The sequence below is a fragment of the Variovorax sp. GW821-FHT09A10 genome (assembly GCF_059418385.1).
In genome coordinates, this window is record NZ_JBWKPT010000001.1 from 287,382 (window position 1) to 301,651 (window position 14,270).

General features: G+C 69.0%; 16 protein-coding genes. 10 read left to right on the plus strand and 6 right to left on the minus strand.

From position 1 onward, the window contains the following. The first annotated feature begins 25 nt into the window (after nucleotides 1-25). The 3 genes from AC07Q9_RS01430 to AC07Q9_RS01440 are packed head-to-tail and all read left to right on the plus strand — an operon-like array spanning nucleotide 26 to nucleotide 2,038. Nucleotides 26-1,069: an SRPBCC family protein gene (locus AC07Q9_RS01430; RefSeq protein ID WP_495306980.1), complete on the plus strand. Its 1,044-nt coding sequence runs from the start codon at nucleotides 26-28 to the stop codon at nucleotides 1,067-1,069. Next, complete coding sequence (locus AC07Q9_RS01435) at nucleotides 1,066-1,683, plus strand: DUF4166 domain-containing protein (protein WP_495306981.1); 618 nt, start codon at nucleotides 1,066-1,068, stop codon at nucleotides 1,681-1,683. The genes AC07Q9_RS01430 and AC07Q9_RS01435 overlap by 4 nt, the downstream gene beginning before the upstream one ends. 7 nt (nucleotides 1,684-1,690) lie before the next feature. Next, nucleotides 1,691-2,038 carry a DOPA 4,5-dioxygenase family protein gene (locus tag AC07Q9_RS01440; RefSeq protein ID WP_495306982.1) on the plus strand — a complete coding sequence of 116 codons (348 nt, stop codon included), beginning with the start codon at nucleotides 1,691-1,693 and terminating at the stop codon, nucleotides 2,036-2,038. Here the strand turns inward: AC07Q9_RS01440 and AC07Q9_RS01445 are convergent. From AC07Q9_RS01445 to AC07Q9_RS01455, 3 genes are all read right to left on the minus strand, one after another. Next, nucleotides 2,035-2,667 carry a phosphoribosyltransferase gene (locus AC07Q9_RS01445; protein ID WP_495306983.1) on the minus strand — a complete coding sequence of 211 codons (633 nt, stop codon included), beginning with the start codon at nucleotides 2,665-2,667 and terminating at the stop codon, nucleotides 2,035-2,037. The two genes, AC07Q9_RS01440 and AC07Q9_RS01445, sit on opposite strands and share 4 nt — an antisense overlap. An 83-nt stretch (nucleotides 2,668-2,750) precedes the next feature. Beyond that, nucleotides 2,751-4,085, minus strand: coding sequence for a Rieske 2Fe-2S domain-containing protein (locus AC07Q9_RS01450; protein WP_495306984.1), 1,335 nt, complete (start codon nucleotides 4,083-4,085; stop codon nucleotides 2,751-2,753). Between the two features lie 31 nt (nucleotides 4,086-4,116). Further along, nucleotides 4,117-5,100: a tripartite tricarboxylate transporter substrate binding protein gene (locus AC07Q9_RS01455; RefSeq protein ID WP_495306985.1), complete on the minus strand. Its 984-nt coding sequence runs from the start codon at nucleotides 5,098-5,100 to the stop codon at nucleotides 4,117-4,119. A 115-nt stretch (nucleotides 5,101-5,215) separates the two neighbouring features. Here AC07Q9_RS01455 and AC07Q9_RS01460 point away from each other — a divergent pair, with 115 nt between their 5' ends. After that, nucleotides 5,216-6,043: a helix-turn-helix domain-containing protein gene (locus AC07Q9_RS01460; protein WP_495306986.1), complete on the plus strand. Its 828-nt coding sequence runs from the start codon at nucleotides 5,216-5,218 to the stop codon at nucleotides 6,041-6,043. A 10-nt stretch (nucleotides 6,044-6,053) separates the two neighbouring features. On the opposite strand, the gene AC07Q9_RS01465 is transcribed toward AC07Q9_RS01460, so the two are convergent. Further along, nucleotides 6,054-6,710, minus strand: coding sequence for a glutathione S-transferase (locus AC07Q9_RS01465; protein ID WP_095950606.1), 657 nt, complete (start codon nucleotides 6,708-6,710; stop codon nucleotides 6,054-6,056). 91 nt (nucleotides 6,711-6,801) lie between these two features. Between AC07Q9_RS01465 and AC07Q9_RS01470 the strand changes: the two genes are divergently transcribed. From AC07Q9_RS01470 to AC07Q9_RS01480, 3 genes are all read left to right on the plus strand, one after another. Further along, on the plus strand, nucleotides 6,802-8,022 hold the full coding sequence (locus tag AC07Q9_RS01470; protein ID WP_495306987.1) for a polyhydroxyalkanoate depolymerase: 1,221 nt from the start codon (nucleotides 6,802-6,804) through the stop codon (nucleotides 8,020-8,022). A gap of 79 nt (nucleotides 8,023-8,101) precedes the next feature. Beyond that, complete coding sequence (locus tag AC07Q9_RS01475) at nucleotides 8,102-8,227, plus strand: hypothetical protein (protein ID WP_301179195.1); 126 nt, start codon at nucleotides 8,102-8,104, stop codon at nucleotides 8,225-8,227. A 200-nt stretch (nucleotides 8,228-8,427) separates the two neighbouring features. After that, nucleotides 8,428-9,126, plus strand: coding sequence for an N-acetyltransferase (locus AC07Q9_RS01480; RefSeq protein WP_495306988.1), 699 nt, complete (start codon nucleotides 8,428-8,430; stop codon nucleotides 9,124-9,126). Here AC07Q9_RS01480 and AC07Q9_RS01485 read toward each other — a convergent pair. Continuing rightward, the gene (locus AC07Q9_RS01485) at nucleotides 9,123-10,025 is read right to left on the minus strand and encodes a LysR family transcriptional regulator (RefSeq protein ID WP_495306989.1); all 903 of its coding nucleotides are present in this window, start codon (nucleotides 10,023-10,025) and stop codon (nucleotides 9,123-9,125) included. The genes AC07Q9_RS01480 and AC07Q9_RS01485 overlap by 4 nt on opposite strands. 85 nt (nucleotides 10,026-10,110) lie before the next feature. On the opposite strand from AC07Q9_RS01485, the gene AC07Q9_RS01490 reads away from it, so the two are divergent. Then, nucleotides 10,111-11,217, plus strand: coding sequence for an adenosine deaminase family protein (locus AC07Q9_RS01490; RefSeq protein WP_495306990.1), 1,107 nt, complete (start codon nucleotides 10,111-10,113; stop codon nucleotides 11,215-11,217). A 7-nt stretch (nucleotides 11,218-11,224) separates the two neighbouring features. Then, nucleotides 11,225-12,208, plus strand: coding sequence for a Bug family tripartite tricarboxylate transporter substrate binding protein (locus tag AC07Q9_RS01495; protein WP_495306991.1), 984 nt, complete (start codon nucleotides 11,225-11,227; stop codon nucleotides 12,206-12,208). 145 nt (nucleotides 12,209-12,353) lie between these two features. Here AC07Q9_RS01495 and AC07Q9_RS01500 read toward each other — a convergent pair whose 3' ends face one another. Then, on the minus strand, nucleotides 12,354-12,812 hold the full coding sequence (locus AC07Q9_RS01500) for a CBS domain-containing protein (RefSeq protein ID WP_095744536.1): 459 nt from the start codon (nucleotides 12,810-12,812) through the stop codon (nucleotides 12,354-12,356). 148 nt (nucleotides 12,813-12,960) lie between these two features. Between AC07Q9_RS01500 and AC07Q9_RS01505 the strand changes: the two genes are divergently transcribed. Beyond that, on the plus strand, nucleotides 12,961-14,265 hold the full coding sequence (locus tag AC07Q9_RS01505; protein WP_495306992.1) for an O-acetylhomoserine aminocarboxypropyltransferase: 1,305 nt from the start codon (nucleotides 12,961-12,963) through the stop codon (nucleotides 14,263-14,265). Nucleotides 14,266-14,270 lie beyond the last annotated feature (5 nt).

Below are 14,270 nucleotides of genomic sequence, written 5' to 3' on the forward strand. Positions count from 1 at the left end.
CACAAAAAGAGGAGAAGAGATTTCCATGCGCACCGAGCCCGAAGAAAGCAAACTCGCCGACCTGCCTGCCACCGACGACGTGCCGGCCAAGAAGCCCGTGCGCGGCGGCATGCCGTTCGGCTGGTTCTGGCCCATGTTCGCCGGCGCGGCGATCGCGTTCGTGCTGCGCATCGTCTTCGGCGGCGGCCCCGGCGAGCCCTTCTCGGCCATGCTGGGCTCCTTCGTCTATTTCGCGCCCGCGGCGTGCGGCGCGGTCACGGTGTACATGGCCGAGCGCATCGAGCGACGCAGCTGGGGCTACTACCTCTGGGCGCCGTGGGTGGCCACCGCGCTGTTCGTCGGCGGCACGCTGATGGTGTTCATCGAAGGCATCATCTGCGCCGCCTTCATCGTGCCGCTGTTCGCGGTGATGGGCAGCGTCGGCGGACTGGCCATGGGCATCGTGTGCCGCATCACCAACTGGCCCAAGCCCGCGCTGTACAGCTTTGCCCTGGTGCCGCTGCTGCTCGGCGGCATCGAGCCGCAATGGCCCAACCCGGACCAGTTCTCGAACACCTCGCGCACGCTCTTCATCGCAGCGCCGGCCGAGCGCGTGTGGCACGAACTCAACGCCGCGCGCGACATCCGCCCCAGCGAAGTCGGCGATGCGTGGGCCTACCGTGTCGGCGTGCCGATGCCGGTGTCGGGCGTGACCGTCGACACGCCCGAGGGCCGCGTGCGCCAGGTGCAGTGGCAGAAGAACGTGCACTTCGAAGAGGTCGTCACCGAGTGGCAGCCCGATCGCCTGCTGAAGTGGCGCTTTCGCTTCACGCCCGACTCCTTCCCCGCCGGTGCGCTCGACGACCACGTGATGATCGGCGGCCAGTACTTCGACCTGCGCGACACCACCTACACCCTGACCCCGCGCGACGGTGGCACCGAGCTGCGCGTCGCGGTGTCATGGCGGCTGAGCACGCGCTTCAACTGGTATGCGGACCCGGTCATGCAGTTCCTGCTGGGCGACGCCTCCGAGAACATCCTGCGCTTCTACAAGGCGCGCAGCGAAGCCACCGGGGCGGTGGCGGGATGAGCGCGCCACCCGTCTTCCAGCAGGCGCTCGGCCCCGCGTGGGACCGGCTCGGCGACGTCATCCGCCGCCACTACACGATGGCGCCGTTCTCCGACGACTACGTGTGCGTGCGCGGCACCATGAGCGAGGTCTGGCACGCTCCCTGGGCCGCGCTGCTGATGCCCTTCGGCCGGCTGTTCGGCGCGCTGGTTCCGCACCAGGGTACCCAGGTGCCGATCGAGGTGCACTACCGCTGCCACCCCGGCAACGCCCACCTCTACTGGGACCGTGTCTTCCACTTCCCGGGCAGGCCGCCTTTCCATTTCCGCTCGCACATGGAACATGACGCGGCGCAAGGCAGCGAGGTGATCGAATACGTGCGCTTCGGCATCGGCATGCGCCTGGCGGTGAGCGCGGAAGACGGCGCGCTGGTGTTCCGCGACCGGGGCTACATCTGGCGCCTCGCGGGGCTGCGCATTCCGCTGCCGCTGGGCCTCTTTCTGGGCACCGCCTACGTCGAGGAGCGGCCCGATCCGTCCGACCCCGACCACTTCACCATGAAGATGCTGCTGCGCCACCGCTGGTTCGGCGACGTGTTTCGCTACAGCGGACGCTTCCGCCTCGGTTCACAATGAGCCCACCATGCCGCGCCGCCCTGAAAACCTCTACGCCCAGTACCACGCCCACATCTACTTCGCCCCCGCCACACTGGCGCAGGCGCGTGAGCTCAGCGAGCGCGCCGGCCACGAGCTGATGGTGGTGGTAGGCCGCGTGCACGAACGCCTCGTCGGCCCGCACCCGCACTGGAGCTGCCAGCTGGCCTTCGACGCCGCCGAGTTCGACGAAGTCATCGGCTGGCTCGACGCCAACCGCAACGGCCTGGACATCTTCGTGCACGGCGTGACCGGCGACGACTTCGCGGACCACACGGCGCATGCGATGTGGCTGGGCGAAGAGAGCGCGCTCGATCTGCGGATGTTCAGGCGCTAGGCCTGCGCCAGCAGCGCGCAGACCTCTTCATCCGTCGTCTGCGAGAAATCTTCATACCAGGCACCGACCGCCCGAAACACCGTGGGGCAGCGCACGCACAGCACGTCGTCGGCTTCGCGCTGCAAGGCCTCGCAGGCCTCGGGCGACGCCACGGGCACGGCGGCGATGACGCTGCCGGCGCTCTGCCGCCGCAGCCCGCGAACCGCGGCGCGCATGGTGGCACCGGTGGCGAGTCCGTCGTCGATGACGAGCACCGTGCGGCCTTGCACATCGAACGCCGGGCGATCGCCGCGATAGACCTGCGTGCGACGCGCCAACTCGGCGAGTTCAGCACGGACCACGGCATCGATCTCCGACGGCCGCAGGTCCAGCGTGCGCACCAGGTGTTCGTCGATCTCGGGCACGCCGTCACCCGCGAGCGCGCCGAAGGCGTATTCGGGCTGTGCGGGCAGGCCCAGCTTGCGCACCACCAGCACGTCGAGCGGCAAGCGCAGTGCGCGGGCCACCTCGAAGGCCACCGGCACGCCGCCGCGCGGCAGTGCCAGCACCACGGCATCCGCAAAACCGCCGCGCCGCTGCAGCAAGGCAGCGAGTTGGCGGCCGGCCTGTGCGCGATCACGAAACTTCACGGCGTGTGCTCCCGACACGGGATGTTCACACGCTGTGCGCATCGAGGCGAGCCCCGGCGCAAAGACCCGTATCGCGGCGTGCGTTATGCAGCCTCTTGCGTTTCCACCTCGGTGTCCGACGCGCCGCCATGCACCTTGAAGAAGCGCGCACCCTCCACCTTCTGGCCGATGGCCGCCTCGTAGGCTACGCGCACATCGTCAGGCTGCCCGGCCTGCCCGAAGAAGTCCTTCAGGTACGGCCCCAGCAGCGGATGCGCGGCCAGCTCCTCGCGCGGCAGGCCGTGCAGCATCTCGTCGCGGCAGGCCGAGGGCAGGAACACGTCGCGGTTCTTCCCGGGGTCGCGGATCAGGCCTTTGGGTTCGTGCGACGGGTCGGACTGCATCGACTCGAGTTCTTCGAAAAAGCGCCGGCGCATCATCACGATGCCCTTGTCGCTCTGGCCCAGCTTCTCGCGCGTGCGGTCGGTCACGGTGCCCTGCCCCACCCAGACCACGAAGTCCTGGTTGGCGACGTGGCTGGTGATCCAGCGGCCCGTGGCCGGGTCCTTGATGGGGCCGTACCACGAGGGAATGCGTTCCTGCACATACGGCTCCTGTTCAGTCGGCACGCGGCTGAGCACCCACAGCACGCTCAGCGTGTGGTGGTCGTCGATGGGCACGCGCCATTCGAAGTGGTGGCCCAGGAAGAAGCCGTTGGGCCACAGCGTGACGCGGCCGGTGGTCCACATCACGTTGTCTTCGCGCTCGCCGCCGCGCAGGCGCTTGTAGACGAAGCCGTGCTCGAACTCTTCGAACGCCAGCTTGAGGTGCGTGGGCACGTAGGGGCCTTCGTCGCCCTGCAGGCGCGTGGTCCAGTTGTTGTGCGTCCACTCGAAATGCACGGGGTCGATGGAGTTCTCCTGGCACTGGAACCAGTTGCAGGGAATCTCGGCGAACACGGCCTGCGCGAAACCGTTCTTGCAGTTGAAGAGTTCCCAATCGGGCAGCAGCGGTGCGGGCTGCGGGCCCATGTAGGCCCACAGCAGGCCGGCCTTTTCCTGCACGGGGTAGGCCTTGATCTTCGTGTTCTTTCGCATGCGCGCGTCGGGGTCCAGCGTTTCTTCAAAAGGCTGGTGGATGCACTGGCCGCTGGTGTCGTACTGCCAGCCGTGGTAGCTGCAGCGCAGGCCGCACTTCTCCACGTAGCCGTACGACATGTCGGCGTTGCGGTGCGGGCAGCGGCGGTCGACGAGGCCGTAGTTGCCGCTCAGGTCCTTGTAGAGCACGAGGTCCTCGCCGAGGATGCGCAGCGGCTTCACGGCCTTGTCGTCGAACTCGCTGGCACCGGCGATCGGGTGCCAGTAGCGGCGCAGGTAGTCGCCCATGGGCTTGCCCGGACCGACTTCGGTCAGCAGGCGGTTCTTTTCTTCGCTCAACATGCATCGTCTCCTTGTCTGCGGGTGTGTAGGGTCAGTCGGCGCGGATGCCGAACTCGCGCACCAGCCGGCCGAAGCGCTGGTCGTCGTCGGCGATCTGGCGGGCCAGCACGGCCGGTTCGCCGCCCACGGGCTCGATGCCCAGCGCGGCCATGCGGGCCTGCACGTCGGGCATCTTCAAAATCTCGTTGACGTGGCGGTTGAGCGTCTGCACGACCTCGGCCGGCAGGGCCTTCGGGCCGAGCAGGCCCATCCAGGCGCTCACGTCCATGTCGCGGTAGCCCAGCTCCAGGAAGGTGGGCACGTTGGGCATGAGCTTCGTGCGCTGGCGCTCGGCCACGGCCAGCGGCACCAGCTTGCCGGCGGCGATGTGGGCCGCCACCGCGCCGGGCGTGATCCAGCCCACGCTCACGTGGCCGCCCAGCGTGTCGTTGACCACCGGCGCCACGCCGCGGTACGGCGCGTGTGCAATGGCCACACCGGCGTCCTTGTTGAAGAGCTCGCCCGCGATGTGCATCGGCGAGCCCGCGCCCGGCGTGCCGTAGGTGAAGGCCTTGCCGGCCTTGGCGCCGGCCACCAGCTGCGCCACGGTCTGGATGCCGCTCGTGGGCGCCGTGACCATCAGCACCGGGATGTTGCCGGTCTTGACGATGGGGGTGAAGTCTTTCACCACGTCGTGCGCCACGCCGGGGCCGGCCTTGAGCACGTGCTGCGCGATGGGGAAGGTGCTGGGCGTGAAGAGCAGCGTGTAGCCGTCGGCCGGCGCCTTCGCGACCCAGGCGTTGCCGATCATGCCGCTCGCGCCGGGGCGGTTGTCGACCAGCACCGGCTGGCCCAGGCGCTGCGCGAGCTTCTCGGCGTAGGTGCGCGCGATGGCGTCGGTGTCGCCGCCGGCCGGGTAGGCGACGACCAGGGTGACCGGCTTCGCGGGCCACGATTGCGCCAGCGCCGCTGTCGCGGCGCACAGCAAAAGAATGGCTCCTGCAGCAGCACGGACCATGTTTCGTTGGTGGAACATCTTGCGTTTTCCTTCTCGGTGAGACGACGTGGGGGGGTCGTCGGACTGTAGGAATCGCGCCGCGCGGCCAGAAGATATAGTTTCACTGAGTGAACCTTTTTTCTTTGGAGGCGGCATGTCGGACACCCGCGGTGCGCACAGCGTGAAGTCGATCGATGCCCTGCGCCGCGGGCTCGACGTGATGCTGGCCATCCAGCGTTCGTCGGCCGTCACGCTGCAGGAGCTGCACCGGCAGACCGGCCTGTCGAAGGCCACGCTGCTGCGCATCCTGAAGACGCTGCAGCAGGCCGGCTGGGTGGAGCGCAACGAGTTGGAGAAGCGCTACGTGCCCACTTCGGCCACCGGCCAGTCAGGGGCCGCAGCAGCGTGGCGCACGCGGCTCACGGCGTTGGCCGCGTCGCCGCGCGCCACGCTGCAGCGGCTGGTGCCGTGGCCGATCGACCTGGGCGTGCGCGACGGCACGGCGATGCTCATCCTCGACACCGACCGGCCGCGCAACGGCCTGGCGGTGAACTACCGCGCGCTGGGCTTTCGTCCGCCGATGCTGTTGTCGTCGCTCGGGCGTTGCTACCTCGCGTTCTGCCCCGAAGACGAACGGCGAGAAATCGTTGCCGCACTGGCGCGTTCACCGAACGATTTCGACCGCGGCGCGCGGCGCCCCGACAGCATCCGTCGCATGGTGGCGCACGCACGCGACCAGGGCTACGCCGCGCGCGACCCCACCTCCACCAGCCTCGATTCGCCCGACCGCTTCGGCGCGGTGTCGGTGCCGGTGCGGCTGGGCGAGCAGGTGGTTGGCTGCCTCAGCTGCGCATGGCTGCCGGCGGTGAAGAGCGAGCGCGAGATCGTGACCGCGCACCTGGGCGACCTGCAGCAGGCCGCGCAGAGCATCGAGCGCCGACTACAACAAGACGGCCTCGGCCTGCCGCCCGCGAGCGCGTGAAGAAGCGGCGTCAGAACTCCGCGTCGAGTTCGTCGATCTCGTCGGGCTCCTGCAGCGCGGCGGCCACCCATTCCTTCACGGCGGGCAGTTCCATCACGCGCTTGCAGTACGCGGCGCACACGCTGTCCAGCGCCACGTCGTAGCTCAGGAAGCGCGTGACCACGGGCGCGTACATCGCGTCGGCCATGCCGGGCTGCTTGCCGAAGAGGAACGGGCCGCCGTAGGCCTTGAGGCACTCGCGCCAGATGGCGACGATGCGGTCGATGTCGCCCTGCGCGCGCGACCACACCTTGAAGTTCTTGAAGCGGGCCTTGATGTTCATCGGCAGCGCGCCGCGCATCGAGGCAAAGCCCGAGTGCATCTCGCCGCAGATGGCGCGGCAGTGCGCACGCGCCGCGGCGTCGGCGGGCAGCAGGCCGGCCTTGGGCTTGATCTCGTTGAGGTACTCGCCGATGGCCAGCGTGTCCCACACCTTGATGCCGCCGTGCTGCAGCGAGGGCACCAGCATCGACGACGACAGCAGCAGCATCTCGGCCTTCATGGCCGGATCGTCGGGCGGGATGACCTTCTCGCTGAAGTCCAGCCCCGCGAGCCTGCACATCAGCCAGCCGCGCAGCGCCCAGGCGCCGTAGTTCTTGCTGCTGATCGTGAGAACGGGTTTGGCCATCGCGACACTCCTTGGACGATGCGTGCTGTGTGCAAGCGCCGTGCCACGAGTGGCCGTGCTTGCTGGCCCGCAACTTGCCTGCAGCCCGTGCATGCTGTACCGCGCTTACCAGAACCAGGCCGACCTGCTCTCGCCATGGCGGCTCACCGCGCAGTACCTGGGCCGCGCCCTCTGGCAGGACGGCACCGAGCGCACCGCGCTGCGGCGCATGGCCGCGCGCTGCGAGGTCTTCTCGCGCATGCGGCTCACCCACACGCGGCCGGCCTACGGCATCGACAGCGTGGTGGTCGACGGCGCCGACGTGCCCGTGCACGAAGAGGCCGCGCTGGTCTCGCCTTTCGGGACGCTGTTGCACTTTCGCAAGGCACACACCGAAGCGGTGCACCCGCGCGTGCTGCTGGTCGCACCACTGTCGGGCCATTTCGCCACGCTGCTGCGCGAAACCGTGCGCACCCTGCTGCGCGACCACGACGTGTACCTGACCGACTGGCACAACGCGCGCGACGTGCCGCTGTGGCAGGGCCGCTTCGGGCTGGACGACTACACGCTGCAGCTGATGCGCTTTGTCGAGGCCGTGGGCCCGGGCGCGCACATGGTGGCCGTGTGCCAGCCCTGCGTGGCCGCGCTGGCCGCGACCGCGCTCATGGCGGAAGACGACCACCCGGCCACGCCGCGCAGCCTCACGCTGATGGCGGGACCGGTCGATTGCCGCGTCAACCCGACCGGCGTGAACGTGCTCGCGACCAGCAAGCCCATCGAGTGGTTCCGCCGCAACCTCATCAGCCACGTGCCGTGGCCGCATGCGGGCGCGATGCGGCGCGTGTACCCGGGCTTCCTGCAGCTCACGGCCTTCATGAGCATGAACCCCGAGCGCCACAAGAAGCAGTTCGAGGACATGGAGCGCCTGCTGGTCGAGGGCGAACTCGACAAGGCCCGCACCATCGCCGAGTTCTACGACGAGTACCTGGCGGTGAACGACCTGCCGGCCGAGTTCTACCTGGAGACCGTGGAGCGCGTGTTCCAGACCTACGACCTGCCGCGCGGCGCGCTCACCGTGGCCGGGCGCACCGTGAACCCCGCGGCGATCCGGCGCACCGCGCTGCTCACGGTGGAAGGCGAGCGCGACGACATCTGCGCGGTCGGCCAGACCGTGGCCGCCCAAGACCTGTGCAGCAGCATCCGCCCCTACCTCAAGACACACCATCTGCAGGCCGGCGTGGGGCACTACGGCGTGTTCAGCGGCAGCAAATGGAACACGCAGATCTACCCGCGCGTGCGCGAGACGATCCACGCGGCCAACGAACTGCACTGAGCGCAACCCGCATTCAATCTGGCAGAGACCGCGGGGGCTTTGGTTGCCCGAACACCCCCGGCTTCCTACAATCGACCCTATGAACGTCATGGTTTTCATCCCCGGTTTCGATCGCGCGGCGGCCTCTGCGGCCCCGGGCGACGCGCGCGTGCGCGCACCCGCGGCGATGACGGCGAGGTCGCAGCAGACCCTCGCACATCCCTGAGCCCGGCGGTCAGCCTCCTTTTTTCTTCAGCGCACATCGACCGTCGGGCACCCGCCCCGCGCGGTCGCGCGTCCTGGCCCTGATCGGCCCGGGCGACGCACCACTTCCCCAGCGTCCGACCTTCTTCCCGCCTCCGGCCCCGTGCCGCGCGGAAGGACCTCGCCCGCTTCGCCGTCGTGTTTCGTCGTGAGGATTTCCCCGTGGTGGCTCTTGCCTGCTCCCCTTCCGTCTCTTTTTCGCCTTCGCCTGCCCTGCCGCCCTGGCCCGCATGGCCGTCGTTCGACGCGCTGCGCCGCCGCCTGCTGCGGCCGGCCGAGCTGCGCATCGACGTCGATCCGAAGAAGGGCCGCCCGAGCGAGCCGCTGACGCCCGTGTACGACCGCATGCGTGCCATGGGCGACCGGGTGCAGGACCTGTCCGCGCTGCGCCTGGACGACCCCGACCTGCGCGCGCGCTTTCGCGAGGCCGATGGCGAGACCTACGTGTACATCGAGGACGTGCGCCACCAGCGGCTGGTCGGCTACACCGTGTTCAACCGCCTGATCGAGCTCGACCGCCGCGCCGACCGCCACATCCGCGCGCCGCATTCGCAGTACGACCCCGCCTACCAGCGGCGCGGGCTGGCCACGGCCGTGTACCGCTGGGCGCTGGGCAGCGGCATGTGCCTGATGAGCGGCGCGCGCCAGTCGCCGGGCGCGCACGCGCTGTGGCTGCGCCTGGGGCGTGACTACACGACGGGCTTCGTCGACCTGCGCGAGAAACGGCTGAGCTACCTCGGCGACGAAGTAGACGGCGACACGCTGTCGCAGCTGCACACGCGCATGTTCATGCTCGGCGAAGGCTGGACGCTGGAGCGCTTCAGCAGCGAAACGCGCATGGCGATGCTGGAGACTGCCTAGGCCTGCGGCAACCGCTCGCGCAAAAACCCGATGAGTTCCTGCGCCGCCACGTTGCGCATCGGCCCCGGCAGGTAGGCCAGCACCACGCGCCGCTCGATGCGCGGCGCCGACAGCGGCACCACGGCCAGCTCGGGGTCGCGCAGCGACGAGGTGTACAGCTGCGGCATCAGCCCCAGCGCCTGCCCGCTGCGCACCAGCGCGTAGAGCGTTTCGGAATAGCTCACGCGGTACGGCTGGGCGCCCTGCGCGAACTGCGCGCGCGCCGGGTCGCCCAGCGCCGGCATGCTGCCGCTTTCGAACAGCACGAGGCGCTCGCTGCCGATGGCCTCCCAGCGCGCCTCGCTGGCCGCCGCCAGCGCGTGGTCGCTGCGCACCACCAGCACCAGCGGGTCGCGGAACAGGTCGATGCATGCCAGGCCACCGGGCGGCTCGGTGATCGCGGCCACGGCCATGTCGAGCTGGCCGCTGCGCAGCTCGGCCAGCAGCACCGTGGAGGGCGCGTCGCGCCAGGCCAGCTCCACCTCGGCGCGCTGCTGCAGGAAGCCGGCCGCCGCTGCCGCGACGCGCGCGCTGGCCGAGGGGATCACGCCCACGCGCACGTAGGCCCGGCCGCGCTGCACCGTGCTCTCGATGTCGCGCAGCGCCACCTCGAAGGTGTGGACCAGGAAATCGGTGCGCGCCAGCACCTCGGCGCCGACGGGCGTGAGTTCGAGCCGGTGGGTGGAGCGGGTCAGCAGCTCGGCGCCGAGCAGCTTTTCCATCTGCTTGATCGCGTTGCTCAGCGCGGGCTGCGTGATGGCGAGCCGGCGCGCCGCGCGGCCGAAGTGCCCTTCCTCGACCAGCACCGAGAAACACTGCAGCTGGCGCAGCGTGAGCGCACGCAGGGGCAAGGCGGCCATGGGCGTCCTGGTTATCGATTCAATGAATCAAATTATAGAAATTCAAAATTTTCCTTATGAGCACGCACTGCCTAGACTGCGCCGCATGACCCTTGCCGCGCCTGCACCTGTTCCTTTCGCGCTCGAAGCGATGCTGCGCGCCATTCCCAAGGTGGAGCTGCACTGCCACCTCTTCGGCACCGTGCGCCACGACACCTTCCGCCAGCTCAACCGGCGCGCCGGCGCGCCGCTGGCCGACGCGGAAATCGACGGCTTCTACACGCGCGGCGAAAAGCCCGTGGGCGTGCTGCGCGTGCTGCGCGCGCTCGACGCCCAACTGGTGCGCAGCGCCGACGATCTGCACCAGCTCACGCTCGAATACCTGCAGGACGCGGCTTCGCACCAGGTGCGCTACGCCGAGTTCTTCTGGAACCCGACCGGCACGGTGCACGGCTCGGGCATTGCCTACCCGCTCGCGCAGGGCGCCATCGTCCGCGCGATCCACGATGCGCAGCAGGCGTTCGGCATCACCGGCCGGCTCATTGCCGCCATCGACCGCGAGGCCAGCGCCGAAGCGGCGGTGGAGATGGTCGAGTGGGTCAAGTCGCACCGCTGCGACGAGGTGATCGGCATCGGCATCGACTACCGCGAGAACGACCGGCCGCCCGAGCTCTTCGCCCGCGCGTACGCCGAGGCAAAGAAGGCCGGCCTCAAGACCACCGCGCACGCCGGCGAGTTCGGCATGCCCTGGACCAATGTGCGCACCGCGCTCGAGCTGCTGCAGGTCGACCGCATCGACCACGGCTACACGGTGGTCGACCAGCCCGACTTCGCGCGCCAGTGCGCCGAGCGCGGCGTGATCTTCACCGTGGTCCCGACCAACTCCTACTACCTGCGCACGCTGCCGCCCGAGCGCTGGGCCCTGGACCACCCCATCCGCCGCATGCCCGGCCTGGGCCTGCGCATCCACCCGAACACCGACGACCCGACGCTGCACCAGGTCACGCCCACGGGCGCCTGGCTGATGATGGTGCGCGACTTCGGCTTCGGCCTGGACGACCTGCGCGGCTTCATGCACAACGGCCTGGACGGCGCCTGGATCGACGACACGCAGCGCCGCCAGTGGCGCGCCGAATGGAGCGCCGACTTCGACGCGCTGCGCGCCCGCCTGCCTTCCGAACCCACGCCTTCCGCCACCCCCTTCCCCGGATGACCCTGCCATGACCACGAACCGCCGCCTGATCCTTGCTGCCGCCGCACTCTGCGCCGCCCTGCCCACGGGTGCATTCGCCCAGCCCGCCTGGCCTGCTGCCAAGCCCCTCACGCTGATCGTGCCCTTCACGGCCGGCGGCAGCGTGGACGTCAACGCCCGCCTCGTGGCGCAGCGCCTGGGCGAACGGCTCAAGCAGTCGGTCGTGATCGACAACGTGAGCGGCGCGGGCGGCGCCATCGGCGTGGCCAAGGCCGTGAGCGCGGCGCCCGACGGCTACACGCTGGTGGTCGGCCCCGACAGCGCCATCGCCATCGGCCGGCTGGTCAACCCCTCGGCCTTCCGCTTCGATCCGCTGAAAGACCTGGCGCCCGTCGGCCTGCTCAACACCGCGCCGATGGTGCTGGTGGCGCGCCCCGGCCTGGACGTGCGCAGCTACGCCGACTTCGTGAAGCTCGCCAAGGCCCAGCCGGGCCACTACAACTACGCCACCTCGGGCGTGGGCACCGTGCTGCAGCTGGCGATGGAACTGCTCAAGGAACGCAGCGGCATCTTCGTGACGCACGTGCCCTACCGCGGCGGCGCGCAGATCGCCACCGACGTGATCGGCGACCAGGTCGACCTCGCGATGCTGGTGAGCACCAGCGCCATCCCGCACGTGAACGGCAAGCGCCTGAAGGCCCTGGGCATCACCGGCAGCCAACGCCTGCCGGCGCTCGCGCAGGTGCCCACCTTCAACGAGATGCCCGGACTCAAGGGCTACGACATGGTGAGCTGGACCGGCATCTTCGCGCCCGCGAAAACGCCGCCGGCCGTGGTGGCACGGCTCAACCAGGAACTGAATGCGGTGCTGCAGGAGGAAGGCGTGCGCGCCAAGCTGGCGGAGCAAGGCGCATTGCCGGGCAGCGGAACGCCGGAGGCGTTCGGGAAGTTCGTGCAGTCGGAGTACGCACGCAACAAGAAGATCGTCGAGACCGCCAACATCAAGGAGTAAGAAGCTCGCCCCCAGGCTGCGCGCACTTCGTGTCGCTTCGCCAACCCCCTACCGGGGGCAACACCTGAGGCCCGGCAAAGCCGGTTCCTCGGTGTTCGCTTGAAGGGGCCCGACGGCGAGTCGGTCAGTGGCTGGCTGAAAAGGCTCAGCCGGCCTTTTCGTTGCTCTCGTCTTCCGGCCAGTCGCGGATGTAGGCCTTGAGCATCTTGTTCTCGAAGTTCTGCGCGTCGACCACGGCCTTGGCCACGTCGTAGAAGCTGATGACGCCCATGAGCATGCGCTTGTCCATCACGGGCATGTAGCGCGCGTGGCGCTCCAGCATGATGCGACGGATTTCGTCGAGGTCGGTTTCGAGCGTGCAGGTGACGGGCGCGTCGTCCATGGCCTTGCGCACCAGCGTGGTCCCGACCTGGCCGCCGTTGTTGACGACCGCCACGATCACTTCACGGAAGGTGAGCATGCCGACCAGGTCGCCGTGCTCCATGACCACCAGTGAACCGATGTCCTTGTCCGCCATGGTCTGGGCGGCTTCGGCCAGCGGGTCGTCCGGCGTGATGGTGAAGAGCGTGTTGCCCTTGACGCGAAGAATGTCGCTGACTTTCATGGTGGTGCTCCTCTCGGGGATTCGTCGTTCTCGGCGTCGTGCCGATTTGAATATAGCCCACAATCGACGCCGACCCGAACGCCCCTGTCGCCTGTGCAAGCATTGCCGGCGTCACGGGGCATTGCGAAGAGACAACAGAAAGGCCTTCATGCCCGGTTATTCCGACCCCGGTTTCGACACCCTCGCGCTGCACGCCGGCGCCGCCCCCGACCCCACCACCGGCGCGCGGGCCGTCCCCATCCACCTGACGACCTCCTTCGTCTTCGAATCCAGCGACCACGCCGCCGCGCTGTTCAACCTGGAACGCGCGGGCCACGTGTATTCGCGCATCAGCAACCCGACCAACGCGGTGCTGGAGCAGCGCGTGTCGGCGCTCGAAGGCGGCATCGGCGCCATCGCCACGGCCAGCGGCCAGGCGGCGCTGCACCTGTCGATCGCCACGCTGATGGGCGCGGGCTCGCACATCGTCGCCAGCACGGCGCTGTACGGCGGCTCGCAGAACCTGCTGCACTACACGATGCGCCGCTTCGGCATCGAGACCACCTTCGTGAAGCCCGGCGACCTCGATGGCTGGCGCGCCGCGGTGCGCCCCGAGACCAAGCTCTTCTTCGGCGAAACCGTGGGCAACCCGGGCCTCGATGTGCTCGACATTCCCGCCGTGAGCGACATCGCCCACGCAGCCGGCGTGCCGCTGCTGGTCGACTCCACCCTCACCTCGCCCTACCTCATCAAGCCCTTCGATTGGGGCGCCGACCTGGTCTACCACTCGGCCACCAAGTTCCTGTCGGGCCACGGCACCGTCATCGGCGGCGTGGTGGTCGACGGCGGCAGCTTCGACTGGGAGAAGTCGGGCAAGTTCGCCGAGCTCACGCAGGCCTACGACGGCTTCCACAACATGGTGTTCAGCGAGGAAAGCACCGTGGGCGCCTTCCTGCTGCGCGCACGCCGCGAAGGCCTGCGCGACTTCGGCGCCTCGATGAGCCCGCACACGGCGTGGCTGATCCTGCAGGGCATCGAGACGCTGCCGCTGCGCATGGAGCGGCACATCGACAACACGCAGAAGGTGGTCGAGTTCCTGTCCACGCACCCGTTCGTGTCGCGCGTGGGGCATCCGCTGATCGAATCGCACCCGAGCCATGCGCTCGCGCAGAAGCTGCTGCGCCACGGCGCGCGCGGCGCGGGCGCGGTGTTCAGCTTCGACATCAAGGGCAGCCGCGCACAGGGCAAGGCCTTCATCGAAGCGCTCAAGCTGTTCAGCCACCTGGCCAACGTGGGCGACTGCCGCAGCCTGGTGATCCACCCGGCCAGCACCACGCACTTCCGCATGACCGACGAGGCACTGGCGGGCGCGGGCATTTCGCAGGGCACCATCCGCCTGTCGATCGGCCTGGAAGATCCGGCCGACCTGATCGACGATTTGAAGCGCGCGCTGAAGGCGGCGGAAAAAGCCTGACCGCG